Below are 26925 nucleotides of genomic sequence, written 5' to 3' on the forward strand. Positions count from 1 at the left end.
CATGAGTCCATTTAACTCCTTTAATTTGTCAGAATGGGCACTCAAAAATAAAGGATTAGTACTTTATTTTATGATTTTGCTGGGTATTGTGGGTTTATTTTCCTACTCAAAACTCTCTCAGAGTGAAGATCCTCCATTTACCTTTAAAGTCATGGTCATCCAAACTTATTGGCCAGGTGCAACAGCTCAAGAGGTTTCTTTACAAGTTACTGATAAAATAGAAAAAGAACTGATGAGTACAGGGCTGTATGACAAGATTATGGCTTACTCGCGTCCTGGTGAGTCAATGGTCATGTTTATGGCAAAAGACTCATTAAAATCTAACCAAATTCCAGATGTATGGTACCAAGTACGTAAAAAAGTAGGTGATATCAAAACACAGTTACCTTCCGGTGTTCAGGGGCCCTTCTTTAATGATGAGTTTGGGGACACTTTCGGTAATATCTATGTCTTAACTGGTAAAGATTTTGATTATGCTACTTTAAAAGAATATGCAGACCGTTTGCAGCTTCGCTTACAACGGGTAAAAGATGTCAGTAAAGTCAATCTGGTGGGCCTACAAGATCAAAAAATCTGGATTGAACTTTCCAACACCAAAGCCGTGCAAATGGGTGTACCAGTTACTGCAATCCAAGAAGCCTTGGCAAAGCAAAACAGTGTAACCAGTGCGGGCTTTTTTGAAACAGGCACTGACCGTATTCAAGTAAGAGTCAGTGGTGCTTTAAAAAGTGTAGATGATTTGAAAAAAATGCCATTGTTGGTGGGAAACAGAACTATTCAACTGGGCGATGTTGCTGAAATTTATCGTGGATTTAGTGAGCCTGCACAACCTCGCATGCGTTTTATGGGCGAGAATGGGATTGGTCTAGCAGTTTCTATGCGTAAAGGTGGTGACATCATCGCACTGGGTAAAAACTTAGAAACTGAATTTAAAACCTTACAAAAATCACTGCCTTTAGGTATGGAGCTGAAAAAAGTTTCAGATCAGCCGGTGGCTGTACAACGTAGTATTCATGAATTCGTCAAAGTTCTTGCAGAAGCGGTCATTATCGTTTTATTGGTGAGCTTTTTTTCGCTTGGTTTTCGTACAGGTTTGGTGGTGGCATTTTCGATTCCACTGGTGCTTGCGATGACTTTTGCGGGAATGAATTTATTTGATGTTGGCTTACATAAGATTTCTCTAGGAGCTTTGATTCTGGCCTTAGGGTTGTTGGTCGATGATGCCATCATTGCCGTCGAAATGATGACCATCAAAATGGAGCAAGGCTATAGCCGGATGAAGGCCGCTGGTTTTGCATGGACCAGTACCGCATTTCCAATGCTGACAGGAACATTAATTACTGCAGCTGGTTTTTTACCTATTGCTACAGCCGCCTCAAGTACAGGTGAATATACCCGGTCTATTTTCCAAGTGGTCACGATTGCCTTAGTTGTCTCATGGATTGCTGCTGTGGTTTTCGTTCCATATCTAGGAGATAAATTACTTCCAGATTTTAACAAAACACCGCAAAAAGCTCCGTGGTATCAGCGTCTTTTGGCAAGATTACGCAAGCAACCAGAACCTCAGCCTGTGATTCATCATAACGGTGAACATTTTGACCCGTATCAATCTAAATTTTATCAAAGCTTTCGAAAGTTGGTGAACTGGTGTGTGACTTATAGAAAAACCGTCATTTCAATTACGGTTGGGGTATTTGTCCTGTCTGTGGTGATGTTTAAGTTTGTACCACAACAATTTTTCCCGTCTTCAAACCGTGCCGAAATTTTGGTCGATTTAAAACTAGAAGAAGGTGCATCACTGACTGCAACTGAAGATGCAGTGAAGAAAGTTGAGGCATTTTTATCCAAGCAAAAGGGCATTGATAATTATGTTGCGTATGTTGGGACAGGTACACCACGCTTCTATCTGCCTTTAGATCAACAAATGCCGCAAGCCAGTTTTGCACAATTTGTGGTTTTAGCATCTTCACTGGATGATCGTGATGAAATTCGTAAATCCTTAGATACGCAAATCCGCCAATTATTGCCACAGGTGCGTATCCGTGTCTCTTTATTAGAAAATGGTCCTCCAGTCGGCTATCCATTGCAATTTCGTGTATCGGGTGAAGATATTGCAGTTGTTCGTGAGGAAGCACAAAAAGTTGCTCAACTGGTTAGTGAAAATCCAAATACCGCAAATGTTCATTTGGACTGGGGTGAGCAAAGTAAAATTATTTCGTTAGTGATTGATCAAGACCGTGCCCGTCAAATGGGTGTGACCTCAGAAGATTTGGCGAATTTTTTAAACAGTTCAATATCGGGTGCAATTATCAATCAATATCGTGAAAAACGTGAGCTGATTGATGTTCGTATCCGAGGAGATCAAGCTGAACGTGTCAATGTTGAAGCATTATCCAGTCTTGCTGTTCCAACAAGTAAAGGCGCCACCGTACCTTTGGCGCAAATCGCTACACTTCAATATAAATTTGAAGATGGTTTGATTTGGCACCGCAATCGTTTACCGACCATTACCGTACGTGCAGATATTCGAACAAAGTTACAGCCTGCAACCGTAGTCAATGAACTGGCTGAAAAAATGGATCAGCTTCGTACAACATTACCAAGTGGTTATTTGCTAGAAGTTGGTGGCGCGGTAGAGGAGTCCGCAAAAGGGCAAAACTCTGTGAATGCAGGTATGCCATTATTCCTTGCGGTGGTTTTTACTTTGCTGATGCTTCAGTTAAAGAGTATCTCTCGCTCATTCATTGTATTTTTGACAGCGCCCTTAGGTTTAATTGGGGTGGTTTTATTCCTGCTCTTATTCAATAAGCCTTTTGGTTTTGTGGCAATGCTAGGTACTATTGCATTATCTGGAATGATTATGCGTAACTCACTGATTTTGATTGATCAGATCGAACAAGATATTCGAGCTGGGCAGAATCAATGGGATGCGATTTTGGATGCAACAGTTCGTCGATTCCGTCCAATTATTCTCACCGCCTTGGCAGCTGTATTGGCCATGATTCCGCTTTCTCGAAGTATTTTCTTTGGACCAATGGCAGTGGCGATTATGGGCGGCTTAATTATTGCGACACTTTTAACGTTATTTTTCTTACCAGCGCTGTATGCGACTTGGTTTAAGATTAAAAAAACTACAGAAAATACATAAATTGTTGAGAATATTAGGTGCGAAAAATTGAAAACTTCAATATAGTAGCACTTAATCTTTAACAGAAAATAACATAGGAAATTTTATTGCATAATAAGTAAATCGGTATGCAATAAATTTGAGGTCAAAAACACCCATGGGGCAAACAAATCCAGAACAGCATCGTAAATTTATTACGAGCTCTTATTTGTTTATGTTTCTCGCATTGTTTACGGTGATTACAGCCGTGTTGGCGTATTGGTTAGCACGTAAAGTAGCAGTGGCAGATAATGCAGAGGTATGGATACATGCGCAAGCGTTGTGGATTATGCGCAATGCTCTTATTTTTTTGATTTTGGCAGCCTTTGCTGCGCTATGGTTTATTCCGTTAATCTTTTTCTATTGGGACAGTTTCATTTGGGTAAAAGCGTGCACTGTGGCAGGTGTGGTATTTAGCGCCATTGCGTGGTTATATTTACTCAATACATGGCTCAAAGGTTTTACTAAATATTTGCAGAAAAAAGCTGTTTTTTAAAAAAAAACCACATTTCACGCTTGTAAAAAATAACATCGCCCCCAATTTACTCTGCATAGAAGTATTATCAAATTTTGTGGAGCATCGCCAATCATGGCTAAACGTGATTATTATGAGGTTTTAGGTGTTGCTAAAACCGCTAGTGATGATGAAATTAAAAAAGCCTACCGTAAGTTGGCGATGAAGTATCATCCAGATCGTAATCCTGACAATTCAGAAGCTGAAGAAAAGTTTAAAGAATGTGCGGAAGCATATGAAATTCTTTCTGACGGTGAAAAACGTAGCATGTACGACCGTATGGGTCATAACGCCTTTGAAGGTGGTATGGGCGGCGGTGGCTTTGGTGGTGGTTTCAGCGCCGAAGACATTTTCAGTCAGTTTGGTGACATCTTTGGTGGCGCTTTTGGCGGTGGTGGCCGTGGTCAGCAACGTGCGCGTCGTGGTTCCGACCTGCGCTATGTTATGGAATTAACGCTTGAAGAAGCGGTGAGAGGCGTTAAGAAAACCATTACCTTTACTGCACCAGCACCTTGTGATGTGTGTGATGGTAAAGGTTCAAAAAATCCAAATGATGTAGAAACCTGTAAGACTTGCCATGGTGCAGGTCAAGTGCGTATGCAACAGGGCTTCTTCTCTGTTCAGCAGACATGTAGTACATGTCGTGGACAAGGTAAAATTATTAAAAATCCATGCAGCAAATGCCATGGTTCAGGTGTATCAGATCGTCAGCAGACACTTGAAGTTACTATTCCTGCAGGTGTTGATAATGGTGATCGCGTTCGCTTAACCGGTAAAGGTGAAGCAATCCGTGATGGTCAATCTGGTGATTTATACGTTGAAGTCGTAGTGCGTGAGCACGATATTTTCCAACGTGATGGTGCAGACTTATATATGGATGTGCCAGTCAGTATCGCAGATGCTGCTTTAGGTAAAGAACTTGAAATTCCAACGTTGGATGGTCGTGTAAGTTTGAAGGTACCTGAAGGTACACAAACAGGTAAAATGTTCCGACTACGTGGTAAAGGGGTAAAACCTGTACGTAGCAGTATGCAAGGTGACTTACTTTGCCGTATTGTGGTAGAAACACCTGTACACTTGACCAGCCGCCAACGTGAGCTATTGAAAGAACTTCAAGCCACGATGGAAAGTGATGATAATAAATCGTCACCGAAGAAAAAATCTTTCTTCGATCGTTTATTTGACTAATTGAGTTTAGACCTTTTCATTTAGCAAGCTAAACATTGAATAGGTAAAAACGGAGCAACAGATCTTGTTGCTCCGTTTTTTTATTTTGATGCTTGATCCGATGGTGATAAATCAAATTCGTTGTCATCCGGGGCAGCATCTATTGAATTATCATCTTGGGGGAGGATTACCGCGGGATTTGTTGCTGATATCGATGATTCTGATGATGGAGCGGTAGGTGGGGGAGTGTCTTCGGCCCAAACGAGTGAAACAGTTGTAGTCATCATCAATCCTAAAATGATTTTTTTGAGTTGCATGATATTTCCTCTGATATTTGCTTTTTATGATTGCATCCAAGCGTCTTTAGTTTAATAGATCTGAAAATTTAAATTTTGCTTTTTAGTTATTTTTAGCTGTAATTTAATACACATTTCAAGAATTTTTTAGATGATTTACAAACAAAATAAGTGTTGATGTTTAGCTGTAGCGTCTGATTTTTATGATGATGATTACAATTGAATTGAGCTATTTAAAAAGACAGGTCGAAGATATTGGACATACCCTCAACCACTGAAAAATAGGTGCTTATTACTCGATGATTGGTGCATCAATATCTTCAACACGGACTTCTGTTTGAGGTTCAGATGCTGTGTTGCTATTGGGTTGAGCAAGCGTTTTTTCTTCAGTTGTTGCTGATGTTGTTGCAGGCGCTGATTCAGCCCAAACATTTGTCATGATCATGCCGAGTACCAGAGCGAAAGCCATTTTATTCGAATGCATATTGATCTCCTTATAAGCCATATTATTTTCATTCGTGGCATGTAGTCTGCTGTGGGATTCTTGCATTTTGATGAAATAGATTTGAAAAGTTTTAAATTTTTCAAAGTTTTATCGATATGTTTTATAAAATTAATCTATTTATTCGTTCAGGCTATTTTGGATCAATGAGCGCACAAGATCCCAAAGCAAGCAAAAAGATTGCAGTATTTTTTTATATTGAAACGTCGTCTTAGAACCGAGTTTTGTTATAGTAGAGCCAAATTTTCAAATTCAGATTTAGGAATAACGTATGTCAGCAGCTCCACGCATTGGTATTGTAGGTGCAGGTGGCCGTATGGGCCGTACATTGATTCAAGCTGTACAACAAGCTGGTTTTCAACTTGCTGCTGCAGTAGAGCGTCCAGAAAGCACATTAATTGGCGCAGATGCAGGAGAGCTTGCAGGAATTGGTGCTGTGGGGATTAAAGTGGTTGGCAACTTAGAAGAGATCCTCAACGATGTGGATGTGGTAATTGATTTTACTGCACCTGTTGCAACTGAACATAATTTAAAATTATGCAGTGCTGCTGGTGTTGCGATGGTGATTGGCACAACTGGTTTTTCGGATCAACAAAAAGAGCTGTTAAATCAATCTGCGACTCAGACACCGATTGTCTATGCTGCAAATTACTCAGTGGGTGTGAATGTTTCGATTAAATTACTTGAGCTGGCAGCTAAAGTATTTGGCGATACTGTGGATATTGAAATTATTGAAGCACATCATCGTCATAAAGTAGATGCACCATCAGGTACTGCACTGATGATGGGTGAAGCTGTTGCTGACACACTGGGGCGTGATTTAAAGAAAGTTGCTGTCTATGGTCGTGAGGGGCATACAGGTCCACGTGAACGTGAAACCATTGGTTTTGAAACGATTCGTGGTGGTGATATTGTAGGCGAACATACAGTGATGTTTATTGGCGAAGGTGAGCGTGTGGAAGTGACACACAAAGCCACGAATCGTATGAATTTTGCTGCAGGTGCTGTACGTGCAGCTGCTTGGGTTGTCGGCAAAGATGCAAAAAAATACGATATGAAAGACGTTTTAGGCTTAAATGATATTTAAGCTTAAAATCTGATGCGATAGAATTAAAACAATTAGTCAAATTTTGAACATTCAAAAATGAAAAAAACAGTGATGTTATTTGCTTGTGTAATCAGTGCTTTTGGCCTGACTACACAAGCTGCTTTACCAAGCAATGCTAAATTAAGTTTGAATAAGAATAACGTTCAGGTATGGACATACAAGGATGCCAGTAATTCTGTGTTGTCTTATAAAGCTGAAACAATATTAGACGTGCCGATTGATCGTGCTGTTGCTTTGGTATTGGACGTCAAAAACTCACCGAAATGGGTCCCCAATGTTGCCAAAGCTGAAGTGTTATCTCGCGATGATAAAAAAGGCGAATTCAGCATTTATATGGTTTTAGATTTCCCCTTTCCGTTAAAAGATCGAGATATGGTGGTTAAAGGAACCATGTCTAAAGATGCAAATGGCAGTATTTTTATTAAAAACTCTGCGATTCAGCAAGGCAAAGCAGTAAATCCTGACTATGTGCGTTTAAAAGATTATTCAGGTGATTGGACCTTTCAAAAACTGGGTGCCAATAAAGTCAAAGTCATTACCTCTGGACACGCCAATCCAGAAGGCTCTATTCCTGCAAGCTTAACCAATATTTTGGTTGAACAGCAGCCTTATCAGATGTTGCAGAAAATGAAAACAGAATTGGCAAAGAATAAACCCTTTACAGCTTTGCCTGATATTTTAAAATAGGCGTTATTAGATCAATAATCCAGAAGCAGACCTTACTGACGAAACAACGCTATATTTGAAAAAATAATGCTTGGCAGATCTTTCCGCTCATTTAAATATTGAAAGTAACCTTTCTCAATGTGTTGATATAGAAAGAAAGGTTACTTGTAGTCTTTGTGACGATTGTTAATCACTACGCTGAATGACTATACTGCCGTACAGATGCTTTATTCATTTTCATTTGAATAAAAACTAGCACTAACCCTAAAGCTGTGAGTACCGCACCTGCAATAGACACTGCAGCATAACTCATCCCCATACTCAATACTGCTCCACCAGCTGTTGCACCTAAAGCATTACCTAAATTAAATGCACCAATATTCACAGAGGATGCCAATCCAGGTGCTTCATGAGCAACAGACATGACACGCATTTGTAAAGGTGGGACCACTGCAAAGGCTGCAGCTCCCCAGACAATCAGTGCCAATGCTGCACCAATTTGAGTTTGAGCCAGGATTGGAAACAGCAACATGCTCACCATTAGTAACAGTAAGAAACTGGTCAATGTTTTGGTCAGTGACAAGTCTGCAAATTTTCCACCTAAGTGATTACCAATTGAAAAGCCAATCCCAATCAGTACCAGCATCAAGGTAATAAACATCGGACTTGCATGGGTGATGTTTTGTAGGCTAGGCGCAATATAGGTATATAGGGTAAACATTGCACCTGCACTCATCACCGTGGTGAGCAATGCAAGAACTACAGGCAACCGAGTCAGCACTTTTAATTCCGCTTTGACATCTGGACGTTGGCTTGCTTTATCTTCAGGCAAGGCTTTCCATAGCGATAACATGGTAATCACGCCGAGTAAAGCGATTGCTGCAAATGACATACGCCAGCCAATATTCTGCCCAACCCATGTGGCTAAAGGCACACCACCAATGTTGGCAATGGTGAGGCCCATAAACATGGTGGCAACTGCACTGGCTTGTTTGTCTTTAGGTACGACGCTTGTTGCAACAATAGAACCAATCCCGAAAAACACCCCATGATTGAGGCTGGTCAGAATTCGAGCGGCCATTAAGCCCCAATAATTGGGAGCAATTGCAGCGAGAATATTGCCAATGGTAAAAATAATCATGGCTAAAATAAGCGCTTTACGTCGTGGAAACCGTCCAAACCATAAGGTCATAAACGGTGCACCAATCATGACACCGAGTGCATAAGCGGTAATCAGCATACCTGCGGTTGGGATTGAAATATTCAAATTTTCTGCAATTTGGGGAAGAAAGCCCATAGGGGAAAATTCTGTTGTTCCTATTGCAAAAGCGCCAATGGCCAAGGCGAGTAAGGGAAAATTTAATTTCATGAGAAATCTCAAATATACAACATATTGAAAATGATGGCGTGTAACAGCGTTCAAGCAATCAAGTTAATGACGATCTTTACTTTTCAGCCGCTATTTTGATGAAGTGACAAAATAAAGCTTCGCAAGAAACAATCTTGCGAAGCAAGCTAAGCCATGAGCAAAAGGGGTAAAGTGTATTTCGAAGCCTAGCAATCAAACTTTGCTAATCAAAGCCTGAGCCAAGATTTGTTCTGCTTTAAATCACTTTTACTCCATTGGCGAATTAAACATCCCACTGAGGTGCTAAGTTTTCAGGATCAACCTCACGGCCATTACGTTCCAATTGCGCGATTAATTGCATTTCTTCAGCAGATAATTGAATCTCTTGCGCTTTTAAGTTGGAAATTAAGTTTTCACGTTTAGTTGACGACGGAATGACAGCAAACCCTTTCTGCAACGCCCATGCCAATGCAATTTGAGCGCTAGAAGCCTGATGTTGTTTGGCAATTTCAGTTAACGTTGGGTCATTTAAAACTTTGCCATACGCCAAAGTCATATAAGAGGTCACATCAATATTTTGTGATTGTAAAAAGCTCACCAAATTATCATTTTGTAAATAAGGGCTAAGTTCAATTTGGTTGGTGGCAATATTTTCAAGTCCTACAGCAGTAATGGCTTGTTGCGATAAGTCGATATTGAAGTTTGAAATTCCAATATGTTCAGTTAAGCCCAGCTTTTTCGCTTCTAACAGGTTGTGCATCATTTCTGTAACAGAAATTCCTAGATTTGGTGCAGGCCAGTGAATTAAGGTTAAGTTGACAGCATCAGTACCCAGCTTCTGTAAGCTCTCTTTAAGGCTTGGAATAAGTTTGTCGGCTTGATAATGATCTGTCCATATCTTTGTTGTGATAAACAAATCATCACGATGGATATGGCTTTCTGCAATGGCCTGACCGACTTCTGCTTCGTTGCCATAGATTTGAGCAGTATCTACAGCACGATAACCAACGTCTAATGCTGTTTTCACCGAATCAATCACAGTTTGCCCTGTTAAACGGAAAGTACCTACACCAAATTGAGGAACGATGTTTGTCATACTGGATTTCACTTTATTTTCTGAGATTGAGTGTATTTTGCTACTTTAATTGTTGCGGAAAAATACAGGAATATGCAAAATGTTGTTGACTAAAAATCAACAATAAACAGAGCGCTAGCAGCAATGAAATCTACACTCGAAGAATTACAGGCTTTTATTAATATTGTCGATAGTGGTTCGATTGTTGCAGCAGCAACGCATCTTGAACAAACCACTTCAGGTGTAAGTCGAGCCTTGCAACGACTTGAATCTAAACTGAATGTCACTTTATTAGAGCGGACAACACGTAAACTTAAATTGACCCAAGAGGGGCAATTATTTTTAGCAAAAGCCCGAAAAATTGTTCATGATCTCAATGAAGCAGAAGATGCTTTATTAAAATCTGACAGTGATACATCTGGGCTGATTCGTGTGGATTCTGCGACACCTTTTGTATTGCACGTGATTGCACCATTGATGCAAGAGTTTTCTCGATTGTATCCTGAGATTGAAATAGAGTTAAACAGTAACGATCAGATCATCGATTTATTAGAACATAAAACAGATGTTGCGATACGTTTTGGGGATCTTAATGATTCGAGTTTACATGCGCGTTTGTTGTGTAAAAGCCGGTTATATATCGTTGCCAGTCCTGAATATTTAGCAACACATGGTTATCCAGAGACACCGCAAGATATTTTAAATCATACGCAAATTGGCTTTAGCAAAGTCAGTCGTTTAAATACTTGGCCGATTCGAGTCAATGGAGAAAGGCTTACTGTCAAACCAAAAATCAAAGCATCTAGTGGTGAAACTGTCCGCCAATTGTGTTTACGCGGGCATGGAATTGCGAGATTGTCTGAGTTTGAGATTTTAAAAGATATAAAGCAAGGACGCTTGATCGCTCTATTTGAAGATCAAATAGAGCTTTACGAGCAACACATCCATGCAGTGTATTATCAACAGGAACATTTACCAAAGCGTGTTCGTTTATTTATTGAGTTTTTAACGCAAAAGCTGTCAAAGTTTCGATAGTCTTTTGTGGCGGTAAATCCAGACTCAGTAAAGTTTGGCTACGAGGTTGGTGTGGATTAACCAATTGGATTTCAAAATGATCATTTGCTGTCTGAAGGCATTTAAACGCCAAGTCTTTTTGCACAGGAATATTAATTTTCATCCGCTGATCACTGCTGGCATGGTAGCGGTAGTTTCGGATAGGTGCGGTCTGATGTAAAGTTGGCTCTAAATGATCAAGTTGATATTCACCTAAATTTTGTGTTTTTAAAAAGCCTTCAATCAAAGATTTACATACAAAATGTTGTTTCTGAGCAGCTTGATTTACGTGTTGAGGTTGGCAAGCAGTTAATCCAAAGACAATACTGATTAAAGCGATCGTTCTCATTTTTTTCTCCTTTCAAATCAATTTGTTTGTAAAAATTGGCTGTGAAACAAGCATAAATCTGTTAACTTTATAGATACAGATACAACAAATATTAAAATTTGAGTACAGATATGGCTTTTCAATATCAAACATTAGCACAGCAAATTGCACAGAAAATTTATTGCGGTGAGTTGGTTGTTGGGCAACGACTTAGTTCTTTACGAAAATTTGCTGCGTTGCAAAATATTAGTCTCAATACAGCAAAAAGTTGTTATGAATTGCTTGAAGCACAAGGTTTGATTTATGTCAAAGAAAAGTCTGGCTATTTTGTTCAATCACAGCAAAAAATTCCGCAGATAGCTGTACCTGACCATCCTGATTTTAAGTCGAGAGCGCGTGAGGTTTCAAATCTAGACTTACAAATTCAAATTCATGAAGCAGCAATCAACAATAAACTGATCCATTTAGGTTCGATTCAGTTATCGCCTAATCTAGTTCCTGTAGAGGCATTACGCCGTTCAATACAACGTGCTTTAAAGCACAGTAAACCTGAAGACTTTTTATATAATGACCGCCAAGGGCACCTTCAGCTAAGAGAGGCTTTGTCAGCACATTGGGCTGAAGATGGTTTTTATATTGCCAAAGAAGATATTTATATCAGCAATGGTTGTATGCCAGCATTGTCTGTGATGATTCAAAGCCTTAGCCAAATCGGTGACAGTGTGATTGTGCCCACACCAAACTATAATGGTCAGTTGCAATTGTTGGCGTTGCTCAAACGAAAAATTATTGAAATCCCTGCCAATACCGAAGGTTTTGATCTAGATCGTTTAGAACAAGAGATGCAAAACTCAGCTGCAAAAGTCTGTTTATTAACCGCCAATTTTCAAAATCCTTTAGGCTTCTGTTTGACTAATGCCGAGAAAGAAAAAATTGCACAGCTGGCAGCGAAGTATCAGTGTTACGTGATTGAAGATGATATTTATGCTGAATGTAGCTTTAATGCCAAACGCCCGTTACCGATTAAATATTGGGATCAACAGGGCTATGTGGTTTATTGCGGATCGGTTTCCAAGTCGTTGTCGACCTCTTATCGGGTAGGTTGGTTCTGTTTACCACAACGTTTACAGCACTTACATGCCAAGTTGATTTTACAAAATGTTTCGGTCAATACACCATTGCAATTGGGACTTGCTGATTTGATTTATAGCAGAGCCTATCGTCAGCATTTGAGTGAGTTACGCCCTAAGTTGATGACTCAAGTTGCGCAATATCTACAGTTTATTCAACATGCTTTTTATGGGGTAGAGATTCGTCTAAATCAACCGCAGGGAAGTTATGCCTTGTGGTTACAGTTCCCAGAGCAGATTGATAGTTTGGCGTTGTATTATTATGCCCAGCAATACAGTATCAATATTGTGCCAGGGATTATTTTTGGTGAGGATCACCGTTATAACAATTGTATTCGCTTAAATGCAGGGCATGAACTGTCGGAAGAGATTCAGGATGCAATTATGTTATTGGCAGATTGGGTAAGGGGTGAATTGTTAGCCAAGAGTGTGGCTTAACTGATCTTTGAGCAAACGCATACCACGACAGCCTTATTCCATTCACGGTTCTTGATAAACCGTGATGGATGGTCAGACTTAAATTAGAAATCCGCTTTTAATACGATACGATAACGGGCTTTTCCAGAATGAAGTCGCTCCAAAGCCTCATTAATTTTTGACATTGGATAAACTTCAATTTGCGGTGCAATGTTTTTGCGTGCTGCAAATTGTAATAATTGACGCAATGCAAAAGGGGAGCCCGTTGGTGAACCAGTCACTGATTTTGCACCGCCAATCAGTGCACCCGCAGGAATCGGCATAGGTTCGAGGACTAAACCTAGCATATGAATTGTGCCATTTGGTGCCAGTGTATTTAGATATGCTTTCCAGTCCAAACTCACATTTACCGTACAGAGCAATAAATCAAATTTGCCACGTTGCGCTTTTAACGCATCGGCATCGCGACTATTGACCACATGGTCTGCTCCCATTGCTTTAAGTTCATCTGTTTTATCCAAACTCGATGTGAAAGCGGTGATCTCACAACCCCAAGCTTTGAGTATTTTAATGGCCATATGACCTAAGCCACCAATCCCAATCACACCGACATGGTGAACTGCTTGAATTTGATGTTTTAAAATTGGGTCAAAAACAGTGATACCACCACATAATAAAGGACCAGCACTTTCAGGGTTTAAATCTTCAGGAAAAGGAATAATCCACTGCCAACCTGCACGGACCTTATCTGCAAACCCGCCTGCATGACCAACGATGGTTGCAACTGAACCTCCTGTGCAAAGCACTTGTTGACCACTAACACACGGATCACAGTGCTGACAACTTTCCGCAGTCCAGCCGATACCAACACGTTGACCGACTTTTAATCCTTTCGCTTCTGAACCCAGTTGAATGATGGTACCGATAATTTCATGACCGCCAACCACTGGAAAAACTGAATTTCCCCATTCATTGTTAATCACTGAAACATCGGAATGGCATAAACCGCAATATTCAACTTTGACTTCGACCTGATGAGGCTGTAATTCACCTGCATCAAATTGATAGGGCACAAGTGCTGCACCTGCCTCTAAGGCAGCATAAGCATGAAACGTATTATTTGACATGTGAATCCTTCCTGTTTGCTCAGTTAAACTTTTAGCGGGATATACAATCATTTTCATGGTCATTGACCATGCCCACTGCTTGCATAAAGGCATAGCAAGTGGTTGGACCAACAAATTTAAAACCTTTCTTTTTTAACGCTTTGGAAAGCTTTTGACTGGTTTCGGTTTGTGCAGGCGCTAATTTATAATCAGGGACATCATTGAGCTGTACTTGCTGGTCTACGAAATCCCATAACCAGTTCACCATATCAATGTCTTGAGCTTTCATGTTTTGCCATGCAATGGCATTGTCACGAATCGCTGTTAATTTCCCGATATGGCGAATCAACCCAGTATCCTGACATTTTAGTGCAAGCTCTTGTTCAGTAAAATTGGCAATGGTTTGAATCGGGTGGTTAAAAAATTGGGCGCGATAGCTTTCACGTTTTTTTAAAACAGTAATCCAAGATAAACCTGCTTGTTGCCCCTCTAGGCAAAGCATTTCAAATAAATGCTGTTCATCTCGATTGGATTTACCCCACTCTTGATCATGATATTCAATATAAATAGGATCATCTGAACACCAACCACAGCGTTTATTTGTCATAAAAGATCTACCATTGTTCTGATTGATTTAAGTTTTAATTGTCTAAAGTTTAAATTCGACCCATTGATCTTGTTTGTTGTCCCAATAGGAAAGTTGCGCATGTTCTAAATCTTTAAAATTTACCCAAATATCTTTACCCGCTTTGTCTGCAAAGCCAGTACTGATCATTAATGCTTCATCGGTGATTTCCATAATCCAGCCTTGATGATTTTGTCCATTGAGGGCAATTTTTTGTTGATTGCCTGATTCTGCAAATTCAACTAAACGCTCAAGCAATGCTTCTGACATGGAATATTCCTAAATTGATTCAATCTAAAATTAACGTAAATAAGGGTAGGGGTTGACTGCACCTTGTCCTTTACCTCTTAAGTATAGTCCATAGTGCAAATGCGGTGCAGTATGTCGTGCATTTCCCGTATTTCCCACATAGCCAATTAGCTGGCCTTTTTTAATATAATCACCTTCATGTAATCCACGTTTGTGATCATTTAGATGTGCATAATAGTGATAAACACCGCCTGGCCCGATGAGCCAAATCACTTTGCCACCTAGATTATTGCTCTTTAAACTGGTAATTACACCTTCAGTGCTACTGTAAACTTTGGTTCCACGTGAAGCCATGATGTCAATTCCTTCATGTGCTCGCCCAGCACTGCGAGATGCACCCCAAGTATCTGTGAGGTTTTGTGGTTTTACTCCATCTACAGGAATTGCCAATCGGGTTGGCATTGACATTGCTTTTAGGCGGTTAATTTGAGCTTGTGGAAGCTGTGGCTTAGATGAGCTTGGTTTTTTAGGTGCAGTGGTACATGCAGTTAAAATAATGGCAAGCAAAGCCATCAAGCAATATTGGATGCTACGTGACACGAGAAATCCTTTTTTTCAAGTTTCAAAAGGGCAAATTAAAATTGAAATATGCTTAGAATACCCGTGTCTGACTATGTCATATTTTTACTGCTGAGATCAATTTTTTCATGGCTGTCGGGATACCCATTTGTGTAGCTTTTTGTGGTGTTAACCATTCGCCCCCAAGTTCAGCCTGGAGGTATTCTTTTTGGTCTGATTCAACTCGAACAATATGTGCATTCAAAATCCAAGTGAAATGGGTAAAGCTATGCGAGATTTGGACAGATTCAACAGTTGAAATAAGCTTTAGACTTTGACAAAGCTGTTGAAACGCGAGCTCGTTTTCAAAAATCGGTAAACTCCATAAGCCTCCCCATAAACCACTGTTAGGACGCTGTTCCCATAACCATTGTTGATCTGACTCAATTAATAACACTGTGGCAGTTCTAGCTGGAACAGGCTTTTTAGCTTTCTTATAAGGCAGTTCGGTTTCTAGCCCCTGTTGATGGGCTTGGCAATGTTGTTGCATGGGACAGTATAAGCAGAGTGGCTTTTTTGGTGTGCAAATGGTTGCGCCCAAATCCATAATTGCTTGGGTATAGTCATGGTTGCGTTCAGTTGGGCATATGCTTTCCGCCAGTTGCCACATGGCTCGTTCATGGATGGGTTTACTCAGGTCATCTTCAATGGCAAAAAAACGGGCCAAAACACGTTTTACATTGCCATCCATAATGACGCCGTATTGGCGTAAGCCAAGTGACATCAATGCGCCACCAGTAGAGCGACCGATACCTGGAAGTTCCACCCATTGTTCTAAGCTTGGTGGGAAATGCCCCTGCTGGCTGACCACGCCTGCTGCTTTATGCAAATTTCTTGCACGGGCGTAGTAGCCTAATCCTGCCCAATAGGGGGCTACATCGTCCCAAGAGGCTTTACCCAAGTCATCGACGGTTGGAAAACGTTGGATAAATTTATCAAAATATTGCAGTACAGTTTTGACTTGAGTTTGTTGCAACATAATTTCAGATACCCAAACTTTGTAGGGATCATCAGCCACTTGCCAAGGTAAATCATGGCGCCCGTGTTGATCAAACCAAGTCAATAGCGCATCTGAAAATGAAAATTGCGACATAACAATCTAGCGTAAAAATTAGATAGTCAGTATAACCAAGATAAATTTATTGCGGAAAATTATCTTAAACCTGAGCATTCAATTTGCATAAAAAAAGACGCCAGAGCGTCTTTCAAATGAGTTTGTATCCACAACTTAACTTTCGTTCACGATACCCCAGCGCTTATCGAGTTTAAGCGGTTCATTTTTATAACGTGGGATAATATGAATATGGAAGTGTCCACTTTGATCTTCACCAAATACATGCCCATCATTAAAGGCAATATGGAAACCTTCAGGTTGATGGCGAATCTTAAGCTCGTTACGAGCGAGTTCCAATAAAGAGGAAAGGCTTTTTCGTTCTTTCTCTGAAACTTCAAAAAAAGAATCAATATGGCGCAAAGGAATAATAACTGAATGACCTTTTGACAAAGGCTGGTGTTCAGGCAAAATTGCACCAAATTCATTTTTATCAATGATATCAAATTCGTCAAAGTCACAATAAGGACATACTTTTTCAGTCATTTCGAATTCCTCGTTTTGTTGTCTCAATCAATGTAGAACGTATTTTAATTAAGCCAGAGTAGGTTAAACCAAGGTACGGTCTAATAAATCATACATTGCTGCTAATCCGTCTTTCTCTGCTTTTGCGTTATAACCTAGATCTACACCATTTGCTTTTGCTTTTTCATCTGCTTGAGGATTACTAAAGCCATGTTTAGCATCTTTAAGGATGATCACTTCAAATTTTACCTGAGCATGATTCATTTCTTGTTTAAACGATTCTACATCCGCCAAAGACACCATACTGTCTTTTTCACCATGCAGGACAAGAACTTGCGCTTTAAATTTTCCTGATTCCGCTGCATTTTGTGCGGATAAATTTGCATGGAAAGTAATGGCAGCTTTTAATTCTGCACCTGAGCGTGCCAAATCTAATATCACTTTACCACCATAACAGAATCCAATTGCCGCCAGTCGGTTTGCATCTACTTCTGGCTGTTCTGCCAAAGCAGCGAGAGCCGAAGCCGCACGCTCAACAATGGTATTTTCATTTTGGAAAGTTTGCATCATCCACTCTTGAGCTTGAGTCGCAACAGTCGTGGTTTTTTTATCACCATACATATCAATTGCCAGCGCAGCAAAACCATGTTGTGCCAACTCTCGAGCACGTTGTTCAGAATACTCGTTTCGGCCCCACCATTCAGGACCAACAATCACGCCTGCAACTTGTTGTGCGGATTCAGGCGCAGCAAAATAACCGATTAAAGTTGTTCCATCTTTTGCTTGGTATTGAATTTCACGAGTTTTGATTGCAAGAGCCATCGGTTAATCCTTGTCTATTGGCGAGAATGAGATTGATTAAAGCATAAATATATAAGATTCAAATGACTAAATTTGGAATATTTACAATTGAAATGTGAAAATTTATGAATAGAAAAGATAGTTTTCAAATGAAAAAGAGAAGAACCGGGGTTCTTCTCTTTTTATTGAAAATTGATCAGGAAAAGTTAAACTTTTCCTCTCGAAATAAATCCAACAATCGCGAGGATTACAGCGACAACGAGAAGAATGACTGCGAAGTCTTTAGACATTCCCGCAACACCACCAAAACCGAATAAACTTGCGATTAAGGCGATCACAGCGAAAATAATTGCCCAACGGAACATAATATTCATCTCCATATTTTTGTTATGTATTTTCAGTATATGCAGAAAAACCTGACTTACTTGTGAAGTTGTGTTTAGAAAGTGTGATTAATAAAGAAATATGTAAAGGTTTGTTCTGTTTTAATTTTTCTAATTTCTGCTTTTATACTGGTATAATTATTCCGCCTTATATGACTTTAATGTTATGCCATGACCTTTGAGATACGTCCCCAGTTTTGGAAGAATTATACGCTGTCTGAGTTAAATCCGACTGAGTGGGAAGCATTGTGTGATGGTTGTGGGCTGTGCTGTTTGGTGAAATTAGAAGATGATGACACACATGAAATTGCCTATACTAAAGTGTCTTGTAAACTCCTCGATTGTACGACCGCTCAGTGTTCTGACTATCCCAACCGTTTAAATTATGTACCCGACTGTATTCAATTAAGCCCTGAAAAATTAGCCAATATTCATTGGTTACCTTCAAGTTGTGCTTATCGCCGTGTGAATGAAGGTAAAAATTTACCGGCATGGCACTATCTGATCACAGGCTCAAGAAGCAATGTGATTAAAGCGAGAAAATCTGCTGCGGGGCGTTGTATCTCCGAAACCGAAGTCAATGAAGAAGAAATTGATGAGTACATTGTAAGATGGGTGCGTTAATTCATTTATGAATTGATAATCATTATCAAATAGTAATATGATAACTAAGCCCTCCAGTTTGATGTGTTTTAAAATGTTTGCTTTATCTTCGCTGTTGAAAAAAAATACCTTTTGTCTATGTGCTATCAGCCTGGGTTTCGGTATTCACTCCAATGTTTATGCAAAGCCAGCTTTGCAAGCTTTAGGGCCAAATATTGCGGAGCAAGGCTCCATTTATTATCAATTCCAAGTAAAAAATTTTAAATCCGCAGATCAACAACGTTATTATAAAGTTTGGGTTGGTATTCCTAAACACATCAATAAAAATAAGATTTTACCTGCTGTTTTTATGTTAGATGGCAACTCTGCTATGGCGCATTTAGATGAGTCACTGTTGAAAAAATTCTCAGAACAAGACAGCCCAGTGTTGGTGGCAATCGGCTATCAAACCCAATTACCGTTTGAGTCTGCTTCAAGATCTGTAGACTACACACCTGCGGATGAATCTGGAAAAGTAGCTACTGATCCACGCAATCCTGAACGTATGGCAGGGGGAAGTGTGCAATTTAGACAGGTATTGTTTGAAAAAATTATGCCGTGGGTCAATACGCAAGTAAAACTGGATGAGCAACGTACCGCTTTGTGGGGACATTCTTATGGTGGTTTGTTTGTTTTAGATACCCTTTTAAATAGTCAAAGCACAGATAATAAGTTTTCACACTATTTTTCAGCCAGTCCATCTCTGACATGGGCAGATTCGCGACTGCTTAAAGCTGTTGGAAAAGCCAAGCCTGAACAACTAAAAAATAAAAAATTGTGGATAATGGAAGGTGACATAATTCAGTCTATAACTAGACCAATCAGCCCAAATGCAGATCGGGAGATGATTCAAAATAACCGTCAATTGGTTTTAGATTTGGCCAGCAAAGGTGTAGATGCAAAATTGATGCTTTATCCACATCTCAGTCATGGCCAAGTATTTCAGGCATCATTAATGGATGTTTTACAGAATCGATTATTTTAAAGCTAAAAGTGTAATATTGATGATTTTCCATAGTAGACTAAGGGCAGCATTCATCAATTAAAAAAGCAGTATGTCAGACACTCAAATTCCGCTTCCAGAACGTTTACGTCCACGTGATTTGTCTGAAATTATTGGGCAAGATCATTTACTCGGTGTCGCAGCACCACTCCGTCAAATGATTGATCAAGGGCATTTACCCTCAATTATTTTTTGGGGGCCTCCTGGTGTTGGAAAAACGACAATCGCTTTGTTATTGGCGCAAGCGGTTGATCGCCCATTTATCAGCTTATCTGCTTTAAATACGGGGGTAAAGGAGCTACGTGAGGTGATTGCTGAAAGTGGTGATTTATTAACACCAGTAGTATTTATTGATGAAATTCATCGTTTTAATAAGTCTCAACAAGATGCTTTATTAAATGCTGTCGAAAAAGGCAAAATTACCCTGATTGGTGCAACAACCGAAAACCCTTCATTTGAAGTCAACAGTGCTTTGTTGTCACGTTGTCAGGTTTATACCTTAAATGGCTTAAGTAATGAGGCGATTCAAGAACTCATTTTACGCGCAATTCAACAAGATAAATTTTTACAAGACCGGCATATCCAGATTGAAGAATTTGATGCGTTGGTTCAATTTGCTGCGGGTGATGCACGTAAGGCACTAAATTTAATCGATTTAATTGCTAGCACCTTTGAGTCCGATATAGAAAATATTGTGACCAATGCGATCGTGGTCAAAGTTGCGCAACAGAACATTGCACGCTATGACAAATCAGGTGAGCAGCATTATGATCTGGTGTCTGCATTTATTAAATCTATTCGGGGTAGTGACCCTGATGCAACGTTGTATTGGATGGCACGTATGCTTAAAGGCGGTGAGGATCCGGTTTTTATCGCTCGTCGTATGTTGATTGCTGCTTCAGAAGATATTGGTAACTCAAATCCAAATGCATTGCTTTTAGCGGGAGAGTGTTTCCGCTCGGTTCAAGCGATAGGCATGCCTGAGTGTCGAATTATTTTAGGCCAATGCGCAGTTTATCTGGCAACCAGTGCAAAGAGTAACAGCACTTATTTGGCGATCAATAAAGCCTTAGAACTTGCAGAAAAAACTTCCAACCTACCTGTGCCACTCCATTTACGTAATGCACCGACCAAGCTTATGAAACAACAAGGCTATGGTGTGGAATATCTTTATCCTCATAACTATCCTGAAAATTTTGTGCTACAGGAATATTTACCACCTGAATTGAAAGGCACAAAATTATATGAGTCTGCTCGTAATAAGCGTGAAGTTGAAGGTGAGCGTTTACAGCAACGTCGTTGGCAACAAGAACAGCAGCAACAGTAGTTGTGAAGTTTATTTGCTTAGGCATCTTTTAAATAGATGTTCTGTGTCATATAAAGGTTTAAAATATCGGCAAAATTTAAATTAGGCTAATGCCTTTGAAATGTAGCTTGCTAAAAATACATTTTAAAGGCTCTAGAAATTTTATGAAATTATCCGTTTTATCTTTTGCTGTTTTAATTTCTTTGCCGATGTTGAGCCATGCTGAGCCTGCAAGTAAAATTTCGACCCAAAATCAGCCTAAACTTGCTTCGCAGCAGCTTAAAACACTTTATCAACAAAGTTTTGTTCAGCAAAAAACAATCCCTCAAGGCTGGCGTATTCCTGGCAACAATGCCGGCAACGTCTATGTTGAAAATGGGATGCTTCATATTGATGGTCGAGCAAATTCAGTCAGTCCGACCTCAATTTTATTACCGCAAAATCTTGAGAAACAACAAAACTATCGCATTGATCTCGAATTTACTTTAGACCAAGCTGTCAATAACTCGCGTTGGGGCAGTGTGATTTATGATGTCACAGAAACACAGGGGGTGATTCCAAGCAGTTATTATCAATTTACCCTCAGAACAGACACCACTGCAAAAAATGGTACGGAGTTTGGTCGGCATAAAAGTAACGGGCAATGGGAAGTCTCTGAAACGAAAGCATTTTCGGAGAACATCAAAGCAAATCAATGGTATAAAGCCAGCATTGTGGTGTCTGGACAACGGGTACAACACTATTTAAACCACCAGTTGATGCAAGATGTAGAACTTGACCAAGGATCTGCCAAAGGTGGCATAGGCCTTTCAGCAACAGGCCTAGTCTTAAAAGTTAAAAATATTCAAGTCTCTGAACAAACCAGTGCGTTGCCAGACTTAGCCAATAAAGTCACTCAAGTGCAAGAAATTCAAACTAATGTTGGTTTGGCACCGACGCTGATTCAAAAAGTTAAAACTACCAGCAGTCCATTAAATTCAACCAATCAGTTATATTATCAATTAGATGCCAATTTAAACTTGCTTGATCAGACAGGGCAGGTGGTTGAAACATTACAACAATATTTATCCAATCCACAGCGCAATACCATTCCTGTTTTAGAAATCAAAGATCCCAAAAGCATTGAAGCCTTAAAATTACTCTCTAAATCTCACGATATGAGCGATATTACTGTATTGTCCAAAAGTGATGATTTACTCAAGTCTGCGCATCAAATTGTACCTACGCTTCGAACAGCATTAGATTTAAGTCGCGAAAATTTAAAGGAGAGTCATGTTGGTCTTTCTGAAATTATGCGTCGTACTAATCAGGCCTATGCACGCATCGTGGTTCTTCCGCATAGCCTTGCCAACAAACCCAGTGTCAGCTTTATTCAACGTCATTTAATGACAGTGTGGGTTGATACATCAGCACATGATCCGCAGGATGTTGCCAGTATTTTGACTTCAGGTGTGAATGGGATTATTACAACGCAAAGTACGCTATTTGCCAGTGTCTTAAAACAATTTCCAAAAAACACTTTATTGCGTAAACCCTTTATTATTGGGCATCGTGGTGTACCAAGTTTAGAAGATGAAAATACCTTAGAAAGTGCAAAACATGCAGTTGCTTTGGGTGCAGATATTGTTGAAAACGATATTTATTTAACCAAAGACCAGCATCTTGTGGTGATGCATGATGCAACAGTGGATCGCACTACGCGTTCAACAGGTAAAATTGAAGAAATGAGCCTTGCGCAGGTTCAGCAATTAAAATCTAAAAACAAAGCTTATCCAATACCGACCCTTGCAGAATATTTCACTACATTTAAGCACAATCCAAACTTTGTATTGATGATCGAAATGAAAAGTGCCAATCCAGCATTGGTTGCAAAAATGCAGGATGAAATTAAAAAGTACCAAGTTGAAAATCAAGTCGTCACGACCTCATTTAATGCAGATCAAGTTGCACGTGCGCAGTCACAATTGTCTGAGATACCGCGAGGGTTATTGGTTGGAAGCATGTCCAATAGTCGCAATACTTTAATTGCCGCCAAACAAATCAATGCCGATGTTCAGAAATATAATTCAACGTATAACCCTGCTTATCGTGCTGATTTGATCAATCTTTTAGAAACGACCAAGCACCGTGGAATCAGTTTTTGGCCTTGGGCATTGACTGATGAAACATTTAAAAAATTATATATTGCAGGGACCTACGGGATAACCACCAATTCTGCGCAACTTTATGCGAAATATATCGTTGATATTCAAGCACCCAAGAATGTCAAAGTAAAAACTGAACAGCCAGTATTACTCAATGCGCAATTGGTTCAGCAAGATGGAGCGAAACTCAATCAGCAACTCAGCAATTTTGTCGTTTTATCAGGTTCTGCAAAACATGAGATTAAAAATGGTCAGTTGAGTTTCTCTGAAAAGGGCACTGCATATGTTTTGGCAGGTTATAAATATCAGATCGATGCACAAAACTACTATCAAATCTTTTCAGCCCCTATAAAGGTCATCATCCAATAGCTTATTTTATGGCATCTGTTTGAAATGGAAGTTTTACATCTTTGGGGAAATTTGGAAAAAGTGTAAACAGCATCTGAGGATTATTCTTTAGTCCTGCACCGTCCAGATAGGTCCATTGATGTGATTGTAGTGAACGAATGGCAACCATAAATGAGGGCGATGCTGCTTGAATTTGACCTGCAACTTTCATGGTGATGGTTTTGGGTACAAAGCAAATTTCTTCATGATCTACGATATAGCTATAAAGTGGTGGCTTTGATTGCACATTGACAATTTCTACCTGTGATTTGGCAAGCAGATTTTGAGCGTATTTAAGCAACTGCTGATAAGCTTCTGCACCACCAACATAATTGATCAGAGATGGATGGGTTTTTTGTTGCATAAATGAATAATCATTTTTCTTTAAATCTTGTCCTAATTGATCTAAGTCAGGCGAAATAATTTTAGGATAATCTTGCTGACAGCTTAACTCTTCCGCCTGTGCAGGATTTAAAATGATCAAGAATAAAATGACAGCATAAATTGTTTTTATCATGTTGAATTAAAAATCTGAATATCGTTTGTTTTGAGTATATAATTTTCTTAAAAAAAGTTCATCAGCAATCCAAGCTTACCGATACTCGCTGATCCAACAGGAGATTTTGTAACGTGTCTCTTCTCATCTCTAAAAAGTTAGGCAGCGCCTACGCAAATTGATTTAAACTTTCAAAGCAAAATGTGCAATGAATGTTTTTTAAGTGAAACAACTTATTTGCCTATTGAATTGATTTAATTAAAATTATGAATGAAGAAAAATTATATTCTAGTGTATCTGTTTATGAACAGGTTGGGGATATACCCAATAACGACAAGCATAAAAAAACCGAGTCATTCAACTCGGTTTGATGTTCTTAGTTAACTTTAAAGCCTACCACTTATAATTAATTTTGCCGTAATAGAACGCACCATTAAAGCCAAAAGGTGAGAACTGACTATATTGTAAACTTCCGCCTGTAGGTTTGTTGATGTCATAAACATCTTTATCTGGATATACATTGGTAATATTGTCTCCCCCAACAGTAAATTTCCAATTGTTAAATTGGTATGTCAGTGCCAAATCCAACAGCCATTTTGCAGAAAATTTCTGATCACTGGCAGCACCTGAGTTACTGTAAGTTTCGAAGCTTCCATAACGTGTGATATTGGTATTGATACCAAAATTTCCAATTTTATAATCATTGGCTAAACTGAATTTATGTTCAGGTGTGCTTCCTGCCAATAGACCATATTGTTCACGACGGTCTAAACGAGTGAGATTGACACCTAAAGCATTTAAAATCTCAGGGTTCTTATCCACCTCGGTGACTTTATTACGATTAAAATTATAAGCCAAAGATGTGGTTAACTCGCCATAAGGCAGGTTTTGCCATTGGTAATTGGCAACTAAATCTACACCACGAGTGCGGGTATTACTGGCATTATTAAAGAAACGAACCGTGCTGAAATTGGTATCGCTAATCCCTTTAGATACCAAATAAGCGCGAACAGCGGGGCTACTGGCATCGATATTTGAAGATAAGCTAATACGATCATCAATATCAATTTGGTAGGCATCCAAAGTTAAATATAGGTTGTTAGTTGGGGTAAATACCAAGCCAAGACTATAGTTCTTTGACTTTTCAGCTTTTAAGTCTTCTGCGCCCAGCAATTGTGAAACTTGAGAAGAACTTGGAAATGTTCCAGCCTCAACAAACTGTCCATTGACCAATTGCGAAGAAGTTTGAGTGAAATATTGCTGTGCCAAACTCGGTGCTCGGAACCCTGTAGAAACTGAGCCACGTACCGCAACTTGAGGTAAAAGCTTATAACGCAATGAAAGAGATGCATTATTGGTATCCCCAAAGTCATCATATTTCTCATAACGATAGGCTGTAGATGCTGAAAGTTTTTGGGTAATATCTGTTTCTAAATCGAGATATCCTGCATAACTGTCACGTGTCCATTTCCCAGCATCTGCTTGGCGAAAGCCTGATAAACCTGAAGAACCACTTTTATAATAAGAGGCAGGATTGCCTGCTTTGATTTGATATTGTTGATTTAAATATTGCGCACCAAATGCGACATTTAATGGACTTGCAAAAGCAGAGATTTCAAATTCTTTGGACAGATCAATATTATAAACAGCTTGGATATTCTTTAACTGTCCATTATGGAATGAATTTGGTGTTGAACCTGTATCTTTGTATAGATCGACATTAATGGTTTTTGTATTTACATCATATTGGTTTAAGCCATAATTGGCTGAAACATCATAGCGCCAGTCTGCGACTTCCCCACGTAAGCCTGCAACAGCACTAAAGTCATCTAATTGACCGCGAATCAGGGGTAAATAACCATTTGGAAATAATGCAGGTACATTGTTCGAGGCATTACTCAAACGATAGAATCCAGCAGTTTCTGCATTACGATGGCTATAGGTTGAAAAGCCATATAATTCAACACTCTCACTGAGGTCAAAACCAGCATTAACAGAAGCTTTTACCTCATCAGATTTTGGATCACCAAAACGGAAGGTTCTTTGTCCGTATGTGGTAGCATTTGGATCACGAAAGTCTAAACCTGAACGATTGGTTGCTTCATTGTCCTGCCATTCACCGGAAAAAATGGCATAACCATAATTGCCCAGTTGAGTACCGCCCGAGACATAGGATTGTTTTTGTTCACCATCACCTTTGTTATAAATACCGTAACGAATACCAGCATCACCTGTTTTAGGATCAGACTTTAAGATAATGTTGACGACCCCCGCAATTGCATCTGAACCATAGCGAGCAGACGCACCTTCTCTAAGTACTTCAATACGGCTGATGGCAGAAATCGGAATGGCATTTAAATCGGTCGGTGCTGAACCACGTCCAATGGTGCCCCCAAGGTTAATAAATGCCCCTGTATGGCGACGTTTGCCATTCACTAAAACCAAAACTTGATCAGGAGAAAGCCCTTTTAGTTGCACTGGGCGAACGAGTTCTGTTCCATCGACAACGGTTGGACGAGGAAAGTTAATCGAGGGGATAATTTTAGCCAGCGCCGTACCTAACTCACTTGAACCTGTACGTTCTGTCAATTCCGCTGCACTAATCACATCAATCGGTTGGAAGGAATCTGTTTTAGAACGTTTTAGCGAACGTGTACCTGTGACAACAATGGTATCAAGTGTTTTAATTTCTTGGGTGGCTGGAATCTGTTCCGCAGCGTATGCATGTGGATACAGAAATGTAAAAACTAAGCTGGCGGTCAGGCTTAATGAATATCGTTTTGATAATGTACGCATAACTCTATTTTGTAGCTCTTTTT

At 39.6% G+C, this 26925-nt stretch carries 26 protein-coding genes; 11 read left to right on the forward strand and 15 right to left on the reverse strand.

The genetic code is table 11. The features are described 5' to 3' along the window. Position 1 precedes the first annotated feature (1 nt). From ACG9ZL_RS14700 to dnaJ, 3 genes are all read left to right on the forward strand, one after another. Complete coding sequence (locus ACG9ZL_RS14700; protein WP_419360558.1) at positions 2 to 3148, forward strand: efflux RND transporter permease subunit; 3147 nt, start codon at positions 2 to 4, stop codon at positions 3146 to 3148. Positions 3149 to 3284: 136 nt separating this feature from the next. After that, entirely contained in the window at positions 3285 to 3662 is a 378-nt protein-coding gene (locus ACG9ZL_RS14705; RefSeq protein ID WP_004718846.1) for a hypothetical protein, read from the forward strand. Positions 3663 to 3755: 93 nt separating this feature from the next. Beyond that, positions 3756 to 4868 carry a molecular chaperone DnaJ gene (gene dnaJ, locus ACG9ZL_RS14710; protein ID WP_004718844.1) on the forward strand — a complete coding sequence of 371 codons (1113 nt, stop codon included), beginning with the start codon at positions 3756 to 3758 and terminating at the stop codon, positions 4866 to 4868. An 80-nt stretch (positions 4869 to 4948) separates the two neighbouring features. Here the strand turns inward: dnaJ and ACG9ZL_RS14715 are convergent, their stop codons facing one another. Further along, positions 4949 to 5164 (reverse strand): hypothetical protein, encoded by a 216-nt coding sequence (locus tag ACG9ZL_RS14715; RefSeq protein ID WP_336952561.1) that lies wholly within the window; start codon positions 5162 to 5164, stop codon positions 4949 to 4951. Between the two features lie 271 nt (positions 5165 to 5435). Beyond that, positions 5436 to 5627, reverse strand: coding sequence for a hypothetical protein (locus ACG9ZL_RS14720; protein WP_336952560.1), 192 nt, complete (start codon positions 5625 to 5627; stop codon positions 5436 to 5438). A gap of 289 nt (positions 5628 to 5916) precedes the next feature. Here ACG9ZL_RS14720 and dapB point away from each other — a divergent pair, with 289 nt between their 5' ends. Then, complete coding sequence (gene dapB / locus ACG9ZL_RS14725) at positions 5917 to 6732, forward strand: 4-hydroxy-tetrahydrodipicolinate reductase (protein ID WP_336952559.1); 816 nt, start codon at positions 5917 to 5919, stop codon at positions 6730 to 6732. Positions 6733 to 6789: 57 nt separating this feature from the next. After that, complete coding sequence (locus ACG9ZL_RS14730; RefSeq protein WP_336952558.1) at positions 6790 to 7440, forward strand: START domain-containing protein; 651 nt, start codon at positions 6790 to 6792, stop codon at positions 7438 to 7440. Positions 7441 to 7612: 172 nt separating this feature from the next. Here the strand turns inward: ACG9ZL_RS14730 and ACG9ZL_RS14735 are convergent, their stop codons facing one another. Next, positions 7613 to 8788 carry an MFS transporter gene (locus tag ACG9ZL_RS14735; RefSeq protein WP_336952557.1) on the reverse strand — a complete coding sequence of 392 codons (1176 nt, stop codon included), beginning with the start codon at positions 8786 to 8788 and terminating at the stop codon, positions 7613 to 7615. 262 nt (positions 8789 to 9050) lie between these two features. Then, on the reverse strand, positions 9051 to 9863 hold the full coding sequence (dkgB, locus tag ACG9ZL_RS14740; protein ID WP_419360560.1) for a 2,5-didehydrogluconate reductase DkgB: 813 nt from the start codon (positions 9861 to 9863) through the stop codon (positions 9051 to 9053). A 123-nt stretch (positions 9864 to 9986) separates the two neighbouring features. Here dkgB and ACG9ZL_RS14745 point away from each other — a divergent pair, with 123 nt between their 5' ends. Beyond that, a complete protein-coding gene (locus ACG9ZL_RS14745; protein WP_336952555.1) occupies positions 9987 to 10877 on the forward strand; it encodes a LysR family transcriptional regulator in 891 nt (296 codons plus the stop codon). On the opposite strand, the gene ACG9ZL_RS14750 is transcribed toward ACG9ZL_RS14745, so the two are convergent. Further along, a complete protein-coding gene (locus ACG9ZL_RS14750) occupies positions 10837 to 11244 on the reverse strand; it encodes a hypothetical protein (protein WP_336952554.1) in 408 nt (135 codons plus the stop codon). The two genes, ACG9ZL_RS14745 and ACG9ZL_RS14750, sit on opposite strands and share 41 nt — an antisense overlap. A gap of 110 nt (positions 11245 to 11354) precedes the next feature. Here ACG9ZL_RS14750 and ACG9ZL_RS14755 point away from each other — a divergent pair, with 110 nt between their 5' ends. Next, positions 11355 to 12791, forward strand: coding sequence for an aminotransferase-like domain-containing protein (locus ACG9ZL_RS14755; RefSeq protein ID WP_419360562.1), 1437 nt, complete (start codon positions 11355 to 11357; stop codon positions 12789 to 12791). Between the two features lie 83 nt (positions 12792 to 12874). Here the strand turns inward: ACG9ZL_RS14755 and ahr are convergent, their stop codons facing one another. From ahr to ACG9ZL_RS14795, 8 genes are all read right to left on the reverse strand, one after another. Continuing rightward, on the reverse strand, positions 12875 to 13897 hold the full coding sequence (gene ahr, locus ACG9ZL_RS14760) for an NADPH-dependent aldehyde reductase Ahr (protein ID WP_336952552.1): 1023 nt from the start codon (positions 13895 to 13897) through the stop codon (positions 12875 to 12877). Between the two features lie 31 nt (positions 13898 to 13928). Next, complete coding sequence (locus tag ACG9ZL_RS14765) at positions 13929 to 14483, reverse strand: DNA-3-methyladenine glycosylase I (RefSeq protein ID WP_419360564.1); 555 nt, start codon at positions 14481 to 14483, stop codon at positions 13929 to 13931. Between the two features lie 42 nt (positions 14484 to 14525). Next, complete coding sequence (locus ACG9ZL_RS14770; RefSeq protein ID WP_336952550.1) at positions 14526 to 14771, reverse strand: hypothetical protein; 246 nt, start codon at positions 14769 to 14771, stop codon at positions 14526 to 14528. A 30-nt stretch (positions 14772 to 14801) separates the two neighbouring features. Then, a complete protein-coding gene (locus ACG9ZL_RS14775) occupies positions 14802 to 15350 on the reverse strand; it encodes a M23 family metallopeptidase (RefSeq protein ID WP_419360566.1) in 549 nt (182 codons plus the stop codon). A 76-nt stretch (positions 15351 to 15426) separates the two neighbouring features. Beyond that, positions 15427 to 16461 (reverse strand): A/G-specific adenine glycosylase, encoded by a 1035-nt coding sequence (mutY, locus tag ACG9ZL_RS14780; protein WP_336952548.1) that lies wholly within the window; start codon positions 16459 to 16461, stop codon positions 15427 to 15429. 135 nt (positions 16462 to 16596) lie between these two features. After that, entirely contained in the window at positions 16597 to 16965 is a 369-nt protein-coding gene (locus tag ACG9ZL_RS14785) for an HIT family protein (RefSeq protein WP_336952547.1), read from the reverse strand. A 63-nt stretch (positions 16966 to 17028) separates the two neighbouring features. Next, positions 17029 to 17766, reverse strand: coding sequence for a dienelactone hydrolase family protein (locus ACG9ZL_RS14790; RefSeq protein ID WP_419360568.1), 738 nt, complete (start codon positions 17764 to 17766; stop codon positions 17029 to 17031). A gap of 185 nt (positions 17767 to 17951) precedes the next feature. Next, on the reverse strand, positions 17952 to 18110 hold the full coding sequence (locus tag ACG9ZL_RS14795) for a DUF1328 domain-containing protein (RefSeq protein WP_004718815.1): 159 nt from the start codon (positions 18108 to 18110) through the stop codon (positions 17952 to 17954). A gap of 189 nt (positions 18111 to 18299) precedes the next feature. Between ACG9ZL_RS14795 and ACG9ZL_RS14800 the strand changes: the two genes are divergently transcribed. The 4 genes from ACG9ZL_RS14800 to ACG9ZL_RS14815 all read left to right on the forward strand — a co-directional run bounded on the left by ACG9ZL_RS14800 (position 18300) and on the right by ACG9ZL_RS14815 (position 23592). Further along, a complete protein-coding gene (locus tag ACG9ZL_RS14800) occupies positions 18300 to 18752 on the forward strand; it encodes a YcgN family cysteine cluster protein (protein WP_419360569.1) in 453 nt (150 codons plus the stop codon). 73 nt (positions 18753 to 18825) lie between these two features. Beyond that, a complete protein-coding gene (locus tag ACG9ZL_RS14805; RefSeq protein WP_419360571.1) occupies positions 18826 to 19755 on the forward strand; it encodes an alpha/beta hydrolase in 930 nt (309 codons plus the stop codon). Positions 19756 to 19825: 70 nt separating this feature from the next. Then, positions 19826 to 21100 (forward strand): replication-associated recombination protein A, encoded by a 1275-nt coding sequence (locus tag ACG9ZL_RS14810; RefSeq protein WP_336952543.1) that lies wholly within the window; start codon positions 19826 to 19828, stop codon positions 21098 to 21100. 143 nt (positions 21101 to 21243) lie between these two features. Next, positions 21244 to 23592: a glycerophosphodiester phosphodiesterase family protein gene (locus tag ACG9ZL_RS14815; protein ID WP_419360574.1), complete on the forward strand. Its 2349-nt coding sequence runs from the start codon at positions 21244 to 21246 to the stop codon at positions 23590 to 23592. A 1-nt stretch (position 23593) separates the two neighbouring features. On the opposite strand, the gene ACG9ZL_RS14820 is transcribed toward ACG9ZL_RS14815, so the two are convergent. Both ACG9ZL_RS14820 and ACG9ZL_RS14825 read right to left on the reverse strand, forming a co-directional pair. After that, entirely contained in the window at positions 23594 to 24127 is a 534-nt protein-coding gene (locus ACG9ZL_RS14820; RefSeq protein WP_419360576.1) for a hypothetical protein, read from the reverse strand. Between the two features lie 372 nt (positions 24128 to 24499). Further along, on the reverse strand, positions 24500 to 26902 hold the full coding sequence (locus tag ACG9ZL_RS14825; RefSeq protein WP_419360577.1) for a TonB-dependent receptor plug domain-containing protein: 2403 nt from the start codon (positions 26900 to 26902) through the stop codon (positions 24500 to 24502). Between the last annotated feature and the right edge of the window lie 23 nt (positions 26903 to 26925).

This window comes from Acinetobacter legionensis, from assembly GCF_048551735.1.
In the GTDB taxonomy this organism is placed as follows: domain Bacteria; phylum Pseudomonadota; class Gammaproteobacteria; order Pseudomonadales; family Moraxellaceae; genus Acinetobacter.